The following is a 13,463-nucleotide window of genomic DNA, read 5'->3' as shown; positions in this document are numbered from 1 at the left end:
GCACGAAGCCCTACAAAATAGAAATCATTTAAAACTCAGAAGGCACTTCAAATTCCATCCATTCACCGGTTGTTGGGTGAATCAACTTTAGGTAACCCGCGTGTAGGTGCAAGCGTTCGCGTTTGTATCCGTATAAGTCGTCACCACGAATCGGAACACCAAGCCCTAATGGAGAAGCACAGTGCACTCGCAGCTGGTGGGTTCGCCCTGTTTTAGGGTATAGGTGAACCTTGGTTTTGCCATTATGAGTGCTCACCGCTTGCCAATGGGTCTCTGCATTTCGGCCGTGTTGGTGGCAAACCAGTTGTCTTGGTCTGTCCGTGATGTCGCCGCGCAAAGGAAGGCTGATATCGCCAGATTCACCCGTTATTTCACCATCTAACAAAGCGGTGTAGCGCTTCTCGACGGTTCTATCAATGAACTGCTTCTGAATGTGCTTGTTTGACTCTGCCGTGAGCGCCAAGATCAACAAACCTGATGTCGACATATCCAATCTATGAATAATCAAAGGGCCGGTCGCATCGGGGTAACGCGCTTTAATGCGTGTATAAACAGAATCTTCGATGAACTTACCGGGAACCGACAAGAACTCTTCAGGCTTATTGACGACCACGATCTCGTCGTCTTCATAAACAATATCAAAAGACTTACCTACAGCAGGGTTCACGATAAGCGGGTTATCTTCTAGTTCAATATCACTTAGCTGGTGGTCGAGGATCTCAAAGCTTTTGCTCTGACAAACAGGGTACAGGTTTGCGTGTTGTCGAATGATATCTGTAGGTGGTAATCCCCACCAAAATTCAGACAACGCTAGCGGCTTGAACCGGTGTTCAAAGGCGAAGTTAAGTAGCTTAGGTAGGCAGCAATCACCAGAGCCTTCAAGTGCATCTTTGCCATCGAGCAACTCGAGTAAACTCTTAGATTGCTTGGCTTGATCGATAAAGCGATAGTGAGAGAGACGTTGAGTTTCCAACTGCTGTGAAACTGCTTGGTGATCTTGCTTACGGTTTTTCAGTTCACTTTCAATCAAATCAACGTGTGATTGGCGCTCTGCGATCTTCTGTTTCCACTCAATACGAAGTGCTTTTAGGTCACGTTTCTCTTGGCTACTTTGATTACCCAGTTGTTTGAGCAAGTTTGCCGCTGACTCTAGGTTCCCTAATGCTTTTTCTTGATTGGCTTGCTCTCTGAGTTCGCTACGTTGGGCTTTGTTCGCGGCCATTGCTAACTGAAAGGCTTCGATGGCTTGTGCTGATTCGATTTTTAACCCTTCAAGCTCGGCCAATAATGCGTCTAGATTGTGCGACTGTTGCAGCTTTTCAATGTCGTCCGCGAGTTGCAACTGTCGAGCAAGGTTCGCACTGTTCTGAGATTGAAACTGTTTTGAATCGAACGCTGGTGGAACAAAGTGAATGTTGTTTAACTGAGAGACCACAGCCGGATCTAACTGCAAGCCCGAAAACGCAGAAAGGTAGCCTAACTCTTGTGTTGTTGGATTCTGAACAAGAAGCACAGCATAGAGATTACCTTGCGAGTTTTCATTCACACCATAGTCGACAAGTGATTGCTGAAGCTGCAGCATAGCGAATTCACACACAGGGTGCGGCGTATAGTAATACGGAAACGTAAAGCGAGTCGGTAGCGCTAAATCTACATTCGTGTTTGCTAGGTGCAGAGGTGTGTATTGAGCGAGGTTTGCTGGCATTAAGATCAAACTCTATGGCTGTTCAGTTAGAGTTCGGTATTGTTGTCGAAATGAAGACAAATGAGAAGCCAAAGCAGAAGATAAATCGGCTTTGGCTTCATTTAGTTTCTTGTGTTTACCCTAGCAAGCACGTGTTTGAGTGAAACTCGATCAGTTCGAGTGTTCTAGCTCTACTTGCTCAGCTTTTTGGTAAGCAGGGTGGCTCTTTAAAAGTTCACCGTATTTAGCGATGTTAGGGTAAAGCGCAGTTGCACCAAAGTTACCCACGATTTCTACGATGAACGACATCATAAAATCTGCACCTGTTAGTGTGTCTGCAACCAAGTAGGTTTTACCTTCAAGTGCATTATTCACGTAAGTTAAGATCTTTTGGTTTTCATCGTCTGCATAACCGCCTAGGAAGTTAGTTTCACAGCCGTCTTTCATTACAAAGATCTTAAGTAGCATTGGCAAAATACCTGAACTCTCAGCGAAGTGAAGCCATTGCGAATATTGCACGTAGTCTGCGGTGCCGCGTGTAGGTGCGAACTTACCCTGACCGTATTTGTCGATTAGGTATTCCGTGATAGCACCAGATTCAGTGATCACGACGCCATCGTCTTCAATGACAGGAGATTTACCCAATGGGTGAATGGATTTGAGTTCTGGTGGTGCAAGAAAAGTGACACTGTCTCGTTGGTAGGGTTTGATTTGATAATCTACCCCAAGCTCTTCCAATAGCCAGATGATGCGCTTTGAGCGCGACTTATTAAGGTGATGCAAAGTAATCATGATTCTACCTAGTTAACGGGTTCAGTTTATTGAATTTATTTAGCTTCGTTCGTTTTGATAACAAGCTTACCGAAGTTCTGACCTTCCAATAGGCCCATGAATGCTTGTGGCGAATTTTCTAGACCTTCAACCAGGTGTTCACGATAGTGCATCTTGCCTTGAGATAGCCATTCTGTCATTTGAACAGCAAACTCGTTGTAACGGTGCGCGTAGTCATCAAAGATGATGAAACCTTGCATCTTAATTCTTTTAACAAGCAGCATACCCATCAGGCTAGACATACGATCTGGGCCTTCAGGAAGTGATGTCGCATTGTATTGAGAAATAAGGCCACACACAGGAATACGAGCACCTGTATTAAGTAAAGGCATTACTGCATCGAATACCTTGCCGCCAACGTTTTCAAAGTAAACGTCAATGCCGTTGTCACACGCTTTAGCCAGTTGCTCTGCGAAGTCGTCAGCTTTGTGGTCGATACATTCGTCAAAGCCAAGAACCTCTTTCGCGTATTGGCACTTCTCTTGACCGCCTGCAACGCCGATAACACGACAGCCTTTTAGTTTACCGATTTGTCCAACGGTTGCGCCTACAGCACCTGTTGCTGCTGCAACGACTAGCGTGTCGCCTTCTTTAGGTTGGCCGATATCAAGCAAGCCCATGTAAGCGGTAAAACCAGGCATACCCATGATGCCAAGCGTGTAAGAAGGGTGCGTTGGTTCTTTGCCGAGTTTGATTAGGCCTTCACCGTTAGACACACCAAGATCTTGCCAACCTGTGTAAGCCAGTACCCATTCGCCAACTTCGTAATCAGTGTGGTTTGATTCTTCAACCTGACATACGGTTGCGCCTACCATCACTTCATCAATCGCAACAGGGTCTGCGTAAGATTTAGCATCGCTCATACGACCACGCATGTATGGGTCTAGAGAAAGGTAAACTGAGCGAAGTAACATCTCGCCGTCTTTGATGCTTGGCGCAGCTACTGTCTCTAAACGGAAGTTGTCTTGAGTTGGTGCGCCAACTGGGCGAGAAGCCAATACGATGCGGCGATTGTCTTGTTGAGTCATTGGATATCCTTAATCTATGTTTTATATATTTAGAATTAGACCAGTCGTCTAGTCTTGTTGTCTAAAAATCCCGCCGTCATCAAGTTGATAAGAGGGCGGGTGATTTCTTTTAAGTCCAGCCTATAAAGCGCGCTGCGCGTTATTAGCTTTCACCTTTTAAAATTCGTTCGGTAAGGCTCAAAGCCGACTGTAAGCTATGTGAACTTTGGCTCAGCTTGCTCAATAAGCTCGCGCCTAACCACATGGAGTATAGGTTCTGAGCGGCTTCTTGGCTGTCTTCAACCTTTATAGATCCATCTTCGATACCGCCGACAATGCACTGCTCGATGGTATTCGTCACTTTCTCAGCACCCTTTAGTAGCGCTTGGCGCATAGGATCAGAAAGATCAGAAACTTCCGCGCTGAGTTTAACGACCAAGCATTTATGAGCATTACAGGTACCGTTTTCGGTCTTCGCCCATAGCGAGAAATAGCTCAAGATTCGCTGATAATGATTACCTTCACCGTGTACTAAAATTGCTTCAATCTTAGTGATGTAGTTTTCAAAATAGTGCTGAATCAACGCCTCGCCAAATTGCTCTTTAGATTTAAAGTAGTGGTAAAACGATCCTTTCGGCACGTCCGCTTCTTTAAGCAATTGCGATAGGCCAACGCCGTTAAAGCCGTTGTTTACTATTAGTTGATAGCCCACATCTAAAACATGTAGGCGTGTGTCATTCGTTTTTTCGTTCATGGGCGGTACTATAAGTTAAATTAGACCAGTCGTCTAGTGGTCGAGTTTTGAGGGTATATTTGGTCGTTGTTACAGTAGCTAGGTAGTTAAGTAGCCAAATAGCCAAAGTGGCTTCAAATGTTCAGATATAAAAAAGCCCCAACATAGCGCGTATGTTGGGGCTTAAATCAGTTACTTCGATTATTTGATAGAGATGAGTTCTACATCAAAAATCAGAGTCGATGATGGTGGGATAGGGCCAGAACCGCCTTTACCGTAAGCTAGAGTGCTTGGAATAAATAGACGAACTTTTTGGCCTTCAACCATGTAAGTCAAACCTTCTTGCCAGCCTTTGATTACTTGCTTAAGAGCAAATGAGATTGGCTCGCCGCGCTCAACAGAGCTATCGAAAACAGTGCCGTCGATCAGCGTACCGTGGTAGTGAACCGTTACTTTGCTGTTCTTAGTTGGGTGCTCTGTGCCTGTGCCTTCCTCAAGAACAAGGTATTGAAGACCGCTTTCAGTCGTTACAACACCTTCTTTAGCGCCGTTCTCGATAAGGAACTGTTGACCTTGTTCGAAGTTCTCTGCACCAGACTTATGATTCGTCCAAGTACGGTAAATCATGAAACCCGCCAAAAGAAAGACAATGACCGGGATGACAAATTTAGACATAGTAAAACCTATTTATATTGAATGCTGAATTTCGTAGTTAATACAAAATGTGTTAATCAGTTGACTAAAGCCGTGATTATGGTTGAGTCAAAAGGTAGTTGATCGTTTTTGCAATGCCAGCAACGTCTTGGTGACCTGCTGTTAGTACTTGGTATTTACCGTTGATGATAAAGGTTGGTACTGAGTTGATCTGACCTTTTACTGAGATCTCTTCTGCTTTTTTAACGTAGTCGAAAAGAGCGACTTGCTGTTCTTTGTTCAGTTGGTATGGGCTAACCAAACCACGAGAAGTAAACGCTGTCTCTAGTGCTTGTTGACGCTGCTCTGGTGTTGCATCTGCACCCATTTGAACGGCACCAAATAGGTCGTCCATGAACGCGTGGTCAGGCGTCGCATCAAGCTGCATCACTGCTGTGTAGTAGATCATTGCGCTGATTTGAGCGCTTTCGTTGAACGTCACGTGCATCTTGCCAATAGTTTGGTCTGTTAGAGATTCAATCTCTGGAATGGCACTTTCCATTTGACGGCAGTGACCACAGTTAAGAGAGAAGATTTCAGTGATCGGAGACAAGTTAAATTCTGTTAGAGCAGTTGGAAGCGCTTCGTATTGAACACCTTTTTGTGGCTCGTCTGTTTCACTACAACCCGCGATAATAAGTACGGCAGCGAGTGCTGTGATGAATTTAGTAAATGGTTTAAACATAATGTTTGCTCTAGCGTTGAGAAGTCGTGAGATTCTAACTATTTAGTACGAATTGGAAAACAATTATAAGGTAAATAAATGCAAACAGTTCGAACTAGCGAGTCAAGACAGTCTAGTTGACGGTTAACTGTGATCAACCGCACTTTTTTGTTCTGTTTGCTTTTGGTATAAAGTTTTCGTCTAAAGTTTTTCCCTCGGTGCCGATATAGACATTAGTGAATGGTTTATCTGCATGAGTGGTTGGTGAAGTAATGAGATATTTAGCGATAATGTTAAGCATAGCTTTGGCGGGGTGTGAAGCCACATCACCAACTGACTTACTTGGCGGTGACATGCTAGAAACTGCACCGCAAACCGATTACGACTTGATGCATCCTGAATGGGGTGTGGTTCAAACGACTCATGTAGCAAGCAATCGTGGGTACTCGATTCAGAGCAGTACTCATCAACAAAGAACCATCACGACCAACTACGGACGTGGCGTTTCGACTAACGATCCACTGGAAGTCTTTTTAAGACAAAACCGTATCGATTTTGAAGTGTTGCCGGGTAACCATGTGATGGTAAAGCTTGAGCAGCACGTGAACTTTAAAACAGGTTCAGCATTCCCCGAGCCAGCTTATAATCAATGGCTAGATACGCTAGGCAGCTACCTTGCTCAACGCCAAGATATTGATGTGGTGATTGAAGGGCACACCGATAATACGGGCACAGATCGAATCAATGATCCGCTTTCAGAGCAGCGAGCAAAAGAAGTGAAGGCTCGATTAGAGAGTAACTATGTTTCTAGTCGCTCCATTTATACTCGTGGATTTGGCGAATACGTACCAGCTTGCACCAACGCTTCTGCGCAAGGCAAGGCGTGTAACCGCCGTGTGGAATTGATGCTGATTGTAGCGAAGTAGTGGTTGAACTTTCGCTCCCAATTTGACGCGATTAACGCCAAATAACAGACATAAAAAATCCCTCACATTAGAGAGATTTTTTGTATCTAGATTTTGTCGCTTTATTGCTTATGCAAACTGCTTTTCTAAGTAAGTTACGATATCTGAAGATTCGTACATCCACTCAGTTTTGCCGTCTTTTTCAATACGTAGACAAGGCACTTTCACACGACCGCCGCCAGCTTCAAGCTCAGCACGGTGTTGCTCGTTGTTTTTTGCATCACGAAGTTCAAATTGAACCGACTGACGTTTCATCGCGCGGCGCACTTTCACACAAAATGGGCACGCTTCGAATTGGTATAACGTGTGCGTTTTTGCTTGCTCATTTACTTTGCTTTGTTCTTCTTGAGAACGCTTCACACCACGTGGGCTGAAAACAAAATTCAATAACAAGATGACACGACCTAAGAACCAACGGATAAACTTCATAACTCTCTCTACATATTTAAAATTAGCGTTACAATTTGCAGCATTATATACACAAGTTTTGTCAGATGCTCGCAACAAACCGCTAATATCTATTTTGTCCGTTCGATCGTGTGAGACTTAGCCACATTTAGCCCTAAACGCTTAGACAGTCGAGTCAGATTTGCTCGGTCGGTTTTCAGAACTCGTCCTGCTTGTGCCCAGTTAAAGTTGGCATCTTCCAACACCTCAGTAATGATACTGCGTTGAAAATCGTCCGTTGCACCACGTAGCCCTGCAGAAAGGTCGATCGTTGGTGTCGATAATGGTGTGTTTTTCACCTGTGTCGTGGCAATAGGCTGATCTTGGTCGAGTGGACCACAATCTTCTTTGGTGATTGTCACTAGGTTTTTATTGGTGCTGCGTGCTAACGCTTTCAATGCGGAACGACTGATCACATGCTCAAGTTCACGCACGTTACCTGGCCAACCATAACGGTTTAGGAACGAAAGAACGTCAGAGCGGAACTTAACTTGGTTGATACCAAGCTTACGACGCGCTTGTTCTAAGAAGAAACCCGCTAATAGGCTGATGTCGTCACCACGATCTTTCAGTGCAGGCACCGCGATAGGGTACACACTCAATCGGTGGTACAAATCGGCTCTGAATCGACCGTCTTCAACTTCTTGTTTTAGATCTCGGTTTGTCGCTGCCAATACACGAACATCAATGGTTTGAATGTTGTCTTGGCCAACAGGTTGGATTTCGTTGTTTTGTAGAGCACGTAGGAGTTTACTTTGTGCGGCTAAAGGTAACTCACCAATCTCATCAAGGAACAGTGTGCCACCATCGGCTAAAGCAAACTTACCTAAGCGGTTTTTGTCTGCGCCAGTGAACGCGCCACGAACATGACCAAACAGTTCACTCTCTACTAAGTTTTCAGGAATTGCAGCACAGTTTACGTAGACGAGTGGGTTACGCTTGCGTTGAGATTGGTGGTGCAGGGTACGAGCCACAAGCTCTTTACCAACCCCGGTGTCACCATGAATCAAGATATTAAACTCAGACGGCGCTACAACAGCGATGTCGTTCTTAAGCGCGACCATGGTGTCACTGTTACCAATCAACTCGCCGCCGTCACGTTCCCACGCTTCGACATTCAACTCTTCGAGTAATTGCTTTGACTGTTTTGCTTGATGTTCAAGTTGCGAGAAGGTCAGTGCCATCTGCATGGTTGAGGCTGCAATAGCCGCCAGCACTTCAAGGTTACGCGCCGGAATATTCGCGAAGACATCAGGTTTCAAGCTGTCTAGAGTCAGAATGCCTAAGAGCTTATCGCCAAATAGCAAAGGCAAGCCCATACAAGCATGCATTGGTAAATCGCCATCATGGTCAATAAGCAAACCATCGAAAGGATCGGGTAGGGAGCTGTCAGCATCGAAACGAACCGGAGAGCGAGACGCGCAGATCTCTTCAAATCGTGGGTGTTCTGAAATGATAAAGCGACGACCGAATGTATCTCGGCTGAGCCCTTGCATTGCGATAGGTACTAGCGTGTCGCCTTGAAGACTTAAAAGCGCGACACAATCACACGTTATGGTTTTGCGAATGGCATCGATCAGGCGATTGAAACGATCTTGATCGTTGACACCACTTGCGAGGCCAATGGTCATTTCCATGAGGGTAGATGCGGAGATATCTTGCATAAAAAACTCTAACTGTGTGTGTTTATAAACATAATAGAGTCTTATTGACTTAAAAAAAAGGTCTTTTTGACATTTTTATAAGATGAGTTTTGAGAAGAAAACCAGTAATGACGGGGATTGATAAAGTTGGCACTGATTGTGCAAATGATACAGCGAAGCCCAATTATAGCGCTGATTAAACAGACTATTATTGATCTCAATCAATCAGGTGGCATTAATCAGGTTTCGCGATTTTTTGAAATGAAAACGAGTCAAAATAACTCAGTTTCTAAAAATAACTCAGGTTTCAGAAAATCGATAAGTCATTCTTAATTTTTAGTAGTCAAAATGACATATAGGTCATAAGGCTCAGTGTTCGGAGTAAATTCATGCTTAACAATGCACATATCGAAATCATCAAGTCTACTATCCCTCTACTTGAGAGCGCAGGCCCAGCTTTAACTCAGCATTTTTATCAACGTATGTTCACGCATAACCCTGAGTTGAAAGATATCTTCAATATGACTCACCAAAGAACAGGTCGCCAAGGCGTAGCACTGTTTGAAGCTATCGCGGCATATGCAAAGAACATTGAAAATCTAGCAGCGTTAACAACAGCCGTTGAACGTATTGCTCAGAAACACACAAGCTTTAACATTCAACCAGAGCACTACCAAATTGTTGGTTTGCACCTGATTGAAACATTACGTGAACTAGCTGCTGACGCCTTTACTCCAGAAGTGGAAGAAGCATGGACAGCCGCTTACCTATTCTTGGCGCAAGTATTCATCGATCGTGAAGCTGAACTTTACCTACAGCGTAAGCAAGCTGTTGGTGGTTGGGAAGCGGCACGTGCGTTTGTGATTGCAGACAAGATCGAAGAGTCAGCGCTAGTAACTAGCTTTATCCTTCAGCCAAAAGACGGCGGTGAAGTTCTGGATTACACACCAGGTCAATACATCGGTATCGAAGTGAAACCTGAAGGCTCTCAATACAGCGAGATTCGTCAATACTCACTGTCTGATAAGCCAAACGGCAAGCAATACCGCATCTCTGTTAAACGTGAAGGACAAGGCCAAGAGACACAAGGCGTTGTATCTAACCACCTACACGATACGGTTGCTGTGGGTGATGAAGTTAGCCTATACGCACCAGCGGGTGACTTCATGTATCAAGAGCGCAGCAAGCCAGTAACGCTTATCTCTGCAGGTGTTGGTGTAACGCCAATGCAGTCTATGCTTGAGTTCCTAAACATGGAAGATAAAAACGAGCCAGTACTTTACCTTCACGCTTGTGAGAACGTAGGCCAACACTCTTTCACGACTCGTGTTAAAGATATTGTTGCCGACAAAGGTTGGGAAGCGAAAACGTGGTACATGAACAAAGATGAATCTGCATGTGAAAACACGCATCAAGGCCAAATGGATCTAGCGTCTATCTCTGATACTAAAGGCTTTGAAGAGAGCGATTTCTACATCTGTGGTCCTGTTGGTTTCATGAAGAACATCGTAGAGCAGCTAGATGCATTGAAAGTTGACCGTTCACGCGTTCACTACGAAGTATTCGGCCCTCACGCTAACTTCTAATAGCTCTCGGCATTTCTAGTAACACTCGCCTGAACTATTAATACCTTGCCTATTCAAAAGGCCTCACATTGTGAGGCCTTTTTTGGTTTGCTCTGTCTAACATCATCACCTACTGCAGAGTATGATGGTTGAAGCTAGGATCTTTTAGCTTTTATCTAAGAACGTTTAACCTTCTTAGACATGTAATCGGAATCAAAAAACTCAGGCCAATACATTTTTACGTAACCACCTGCAACCCAAATCACTAGAATGGTCGCGATGGTTAGCTCAAAGAATCCGAACTTGTGCAGCCAGTACCATTGTGGGTATTCCGTGCCGAAAAATGTGGTTAGACGATGCATGGCAATAGCGCTGATCACGGATGGGAAGGTGACTGCAGCAATTGAAGGTTGGAACTTCAAACGCATTAGGCGGATGTAACACAAGTAAATCAATAGTGTCATGGTGATGGCAATGCCCGCCAATGCACCTGTTAGAATCGGGTCTGGGTTGTCGAAGTTAACCAAGTAAGCGGCTAAAGATAAGTTAACCGGAGCTGCCATGATAGCGAGTGTTGGTCTTGCTCGGCGAGGAAGATTGCCTTCGAACACCAAGCGGTACAACACCACTGGCAACATAAGGAAATAGATACCAATACAAGTGACCGCAAGTGTTTCTGAAAATACGGTGTGCCCGAACTGTGTGCCAGCTAAGGAACTGCTGATCAAACCGACCGGATACAGAAACCAACTCGGTACAATGTTCGACATTTTGAAGTTGATGATCTGAAAACTAAAGAACAACACCATCATGGTAAAGTGCAGCAATAGCGCGCAGAACCAAACTGGGTAGGCGATAGCTGGCGATATCTCGGCTAAATAGTCGCACAGAATCAGTAAAGCCATGCTCATCGGTGCCATCAAGCTTCCACTTAACGGGTGGCGAATGTCATTAAGGAAGGTATTAAAGCTCGTTAAATAGCGCAGTAAAACAGGCAGCAATAATAGCGCGCCGAATGCAGCGAGGTAGGGACGAATTATCTCACCAATACCTGGGATATATAACGCCCAAGCTTGTCCTAACCCAATAACGCCAAGTGCTAAAGACGCCTGAGATGGCGGCACATTTTTTACTTGGGTTAATCTTCTCCAGTTCAACGACTTACTCCGACTTAGTTAATTAAAGACTTTTAGATTATTTGCTTTAGTTAGAGTGTGTAGGTCTTCCATCAATAGATTTTGAGGGCACTCAACTAATTTTGAGTGGATGATACCAAGTTTAACGTTTGCTTTTTTGATTTTGATACGGAATCGGGAGATTAAGCACGTTGAATGTGTGCTTTTGTTTCATGAGTCATTTGTAATTAACGTACTTCCTCTTGTTGAGGGAGATCTTGTTGTCTTAGTTTCTCGTTTTTCAGCGTACGGTTAAGCAGTTGACTGTAAATTGGCTGCCCACCCAACATTTGAGCAATGATTACCGCACCTAAGCAGGTGATGATTAACGGCAGGATCAGGTAGTAGTTATTGGTCATTTCAATAACCAACAGTATGCCAGTGATAGGCGCTCGAACAGTGGCAGCAAATAAGGCTCCCATGCCAGCAATGGCAAACATACCCGGTTCAATATTCAGTTCAGGAAAGAATGCCGCTGCGATAAGCCCGAACGCATAACCAAAGAGTGTTCCCAGCGCAAGCATTGGTGCAAAGATACCGCCTGGCGCACCAGAGCCGAAACAAAGCAGGGTAGTGAGGACTCGGCCTAAGAAAATCAACAACAACACATTTGCGCTGTAGCTGCCATTCGTGATGTTCGGGATGATACCAATACCACCACCAGTTAGTTCAGGTATATAGAGCAGCAACAAGCCAAAGCAACCGCCAAGTAGGGTGCCTGTCATCAAGTAGCGTTTACGGTCATTCTTGTGGATCGCCACAAACAGGTCTTGGGAAAGCGTAATCAGCTTATTGAAAATCACACCAAACAAGCCGAATAACACACCTAACAATAAGAATAACCAAAGTGCGTCGAGTTCAGGCGGCTGGTATTGGGGCATTGTGATAACGGCAGATTGGCCATTGATAGAACGAAATACAATGTTGGCTGAAACTGCTGAGATGATGACGGCTTTGATTGATATGAGTGAGTAGCGAAACTGTGGTCTCATCTCCTCAACCACAAACATGATGCCAGCTAGCGGTGCATTGAATGCGGCGGCTAAGCCACCAGCGGCACCTGAAGCCAACAGTGAGTGGCGAGTGTCATCATCTTTGACTCGAAAGATATCTGTGACCATACGACCGATACTGCCACCCATTTGAACAGTTGGTCCTTCACGGCCTAACACCATACCTGAACCGAGTGCGCCCATGCCGCCAAAGAATTTTACGGGTAATACTCTCCACCATCGAACAGGACGCATGCCGTCCATTGCGCCTTCGATTTCAGGGATACCTGAGCCTGCAGCTTCTGGAGCAAATCGGTGAACGAGGAAATAGCCAATAAAGGCGAATGCCGCACTAATAAGGAAAGCAGCAAGCCACAGTGGTAAATGGCTACCGATTTCATCTTTCAGCCAATCGGTACGAGTTTCTGTTATGAAATGAACCGCAACTTCGAAATAGGTACCCACTACACCTGCAAGTACACCCACAATACAAGAAAGAAAGAGAACGGAAGCTGGGGTCTTATCTCTTGAGAGAAATTGATTAATAGCATCCCTTGGCATTTTTGCTAGTAAGGACTGCTTAATTTTCTCTCTTCTGGTCATAGAAATAAGTTTCCTGAATGAGTTAAGGCGGGGTTGCATTAAATTATACGCTTCCTCTGCATATCCTATAGCAACAAAGATGAAAAGTTGAATTTCATTTATGGAATGTACGTGTTACATAAATGGAATCTATGGCCAATAGTGGAATCACCGTCACAGTTTTGATCGATTCTCTGGCGACGGCTTGAATATCCCCAAAAATGAACCATAGTTAAATCGTAAAGCAACATAACGAACCGCAAGGAGAAGTGAGGTTTTACACACAATTTGGATGGATTCAGAAACAAAGTTTTAGTTCCTCGTTAAATGTTCAGGTCGATATTTAAGGCTTCCTGATTCGCGAACTCACGATTGAGTAACGAGGGTGAGGCGTACTGAGTAAGTACGCCTTTAGTTCGTCTGGAGCATCCCATTTCCACATTCCGCTTCTACCGCTTTATCTCTTCTGATTATTTTCGCGC

Annotated in this window: 12 protein-coding genes; 2 read left to right on the top strand and 10 right to left on the bottom strand. The window is 44.7% G+C overall.

Going from position 1 to position 13,463, the window contains the following annotated elements:
* Positions 1–28: 28 nt before the first annotated feature.
* The 6 genes from MSG34_RS00365 to MSG34_RS00340 all read right to left on the bottom strand — a co-directional run bounded on the left by MSG34_RS00365 (position 29) and on the right by MSG34_RS00340 (position 5,633).
* A complete protein-coding gene (locus MSG34_RS00365; RefSeq protein WP_248335947.1) occupies positions 29–1,705 on the bottom strand; it encodes an RluA family pseudouridine synthase in 1,677 nt (558 codons plus the stop codon).
* Positions 1,706–1,855: 150 nt separating this feature from the next.
* Positions 1,856–2,476, bottom strand: coding sequence for a glutathione S-transferase (locus MSG34_RS00360; RefSeq protein WP_248335946.1), 621 nt, complete (start codon positions 2,474–2,476; stop codon positions 1,856–1,858).
* 35 nt (positions 2,477–2,511) lie between these two features.
* Positions 2,512–3,543, bottom strand: coding sequence for an NADP-dependent oxidoreductase (locus MSG34_RS00355; protein WP_248335945.1), 1,032 nt, complete (start codon positions 3,541–3,543; stop codon positions 2,512–2,514).
* A gap of 142 nt (positions 3,544–3,685) precedes the next feature.
* The gene (locus tag MSG34_RS00350; RefSeq protein ID WP_050654287.1) at positions 3,686–4,276 is read right to left on the bottom strand and encodes a TetR/AcrR family transcriptional regulator; all 591 of its coding nucleotides are present in this window, start codon (positions 4,274–4,276) and stop codon (positions 3,686–3,688) included.
* Positions 4,277–4,456: 180 nt separating this feature from the next.
* Positions 4,457–4,930: an FKBP-type peptidyl-prolyl cis-trans isomerase gene (locus MSG34_RS00345; protein ID WP_050634254.1), complete on the bottom strand. Its 474-nt coding sequence runs from the start codon at positions 4,928–4,930 to the stop codon at positions 4,457–4,459.
* Between the two features lie 76 nt (positions 4,931–5,006).
* Positions 5,007–5,633, bottom strand: a complete 627-nt coding sequence (locus MSG34_RS00340) for a thioredoxin domain-containing protein (RefSeq protein WP_004731367.1) — start codon at positions 5,631–5,633, stop codon at positions 5,007–5,009.
* A gap of 269 nt (positions 5,634–5,902) precedes the next feature.
* On the opposite strand from MSG34_RS00340, the gene MSG34_RS00335 reads away from it, so the two are divergent.
* The gene (locus tag MSG34_RS00335; RefSeq protein ID WP_017631828.1) at positions 5,903–6,538 is read left to right on the top strand and encodes an OmpA family protein; all 636 of its coding nucleotides are present in this window, start codon (positions 5,903–5,905) and stop codon (positions 6,536–6,538) included.
* Positions 6,539–6,646: 108 nt separating this feature from the next.
* Here the strand turns inward: MSG34_RS00335 and MSG34_RS00330 are convergent, their stop codons facing one another.
* A complete protein-coding gene (locus MSG34_RS00330; protein ID WP_017062638.1) occupies positions 6,647–7,006 on the bottom strand; it encodes a glutaredoxin in 360 nt (119 codons plus the stop codon).
* Positions 7,007–7,095: 89 nt separating this feature from the next.
* Positions 7,096–8,688 carry a nitric oxide reductase transcriptional regulator NorR gene (gene norR, locus MSG34_RS00325; protein WP_017072223.1) on the bottom strand — a complete coding sequence of 531 codons (1,593 nt, stop codon included), beginning with the start codon at positions 8,686–8,688 and terminating at the stop codon, positions 7,096–7,098.
* A gap of 368 nt (positions 8,689–9,056) precedes the next feature.
* On the opposite strand from norR, the gene hmpA reads away from it, so the two are divergent.
* Positions 9,057–10,253 (top strand): NO-inducible flavohemoprotein, encoded by a 1,197-nt coding sequence (gene hmpA / locus MSG34_RS00320; protein WP_050634252.1) that lies wholly within the window; start codon positions 9,057–9,059, stop codon positions 10,251–10,253.
* A gap of 155 nt (positions 10,254–10,408) precedes the next feature.
* Here the strand turns inward: hmpA and MSG34_RS00315 are convergent, their stop codons facing one another.
* Together MSG34_RS00315 and clcA are read right to left on the bottom strand one after the other, a co-directional pair.
* Positions 10,409–11,356 (bottom strand): TDT family transporter, encoded by a 948-nt coding sequence (locus MSG34_RS00315; RefSeq protein ID WP_248335944.1) that lies wholly within the window; start codon positions 11,354–11,356, stop codon positions 10,409–10,411.
* 239 nt (positions 11,357–11,595) lie between these two features.
* Positions 11,596–13,002, bottom strand: coding sequence for a H(+)/Cl(-) exchange transporter ClcA (gene clcA, locus MSG34_RS00310; RefSeq protein ID WP_017064484.1), 1,407 nt, complete (start codon positions 13,000–13,002; stop codon positions 11,596–11,598).
* Between the last annotated feature and the right edge of the window lie 461 nt (positions 13,003–13,463).

It is taken from the genome of Vibrio sp. 1CM2L, from assembly GCF_023161695.1.
Taxonomy (GTDB): domain Bacteria; phylum Pseudomonadota; class Gammaproteobacteria; order Enterobacterales; family Vibrionaceae; genus Vibrio; species Vibrio coralliirubri.
This window is presented reverse-complemented; position numbering and strand designations above follow the sequence as displayed.

Coding starts and splice junctions, on each gene's coding strand:
- norR (WP_017072223.1), bottom strand. CDS start 8,688: ATGCAAGATATCTCCGCATCTACCCTCATGGAAATGACCATTGGCCTC.
- MSG34_RS00335 (WP_017631828.1), top strand. CDS start 5,903: ATGTTAAGCATAGCTTTGGCGGGGTGTGAAGCCACATCACCAACTGAC.
- MSG34_RS00345 (WP_050634254.1), bottom strand. CDS start 4,930: ATGTCTAAATTTGTCATCCCGGTCATTGTCTTTCTTTTGGCGGGTTTC.
- MSG34_RS00330 (WP_017062638.1), bottom strand. CDS start 7,006: ATGAAGTTTATCCGTTGGTTCTTAGGTCGTGTCATCTTGTTATTGAAT.
- MSG34_RS00365 (WP_248335947.1), bottom strand. CDS start 1,705: ATGCCAGCAAACCTCGCTCAATACACACCTCTGCACCTAGCAAACACG.
- clcA (WP_017064484.1), bottom strand. CDS start 13,002: ATGACCAGAAGAGAGAAAATTAAGCAGTCCTTACTAGCAAAAATGCCA.
- MSG34_RS00350 (WP_050654287.1), bottom strand. CDS start 4,276: ATGAACGAAAAAACGAATGACACACGCCTACATGTTTTAGATGTGGGC.
- MSG34_RS00360 (WP_248335946.1), bottom strand. CDS start 2,476: ATGATTACTTTGCATCACCTTAATAAGTCGCGCTCAAAGCGCATCATC.
- hmpA (WP_050634252.1), top strand. CDS start 9,057: ATGCTTAACAATGCACATATCGAAATCATCAAGTCTACTATCCCTCTA.
- MSG34_RS00355 (WP_248335945.1), bottom strand. CDS start 3,543: ATGACTCAACAAGACAATCGCCGCATCGTATTGGCTTCTCGCCCAGTT.
- MSG34_RS00340 (WP_004731367.1), bottom strand. CDS start 5,633: ATGTTTAAACCATTTACTAAATTCATCACAGCACTCGCTGCCGTACTT.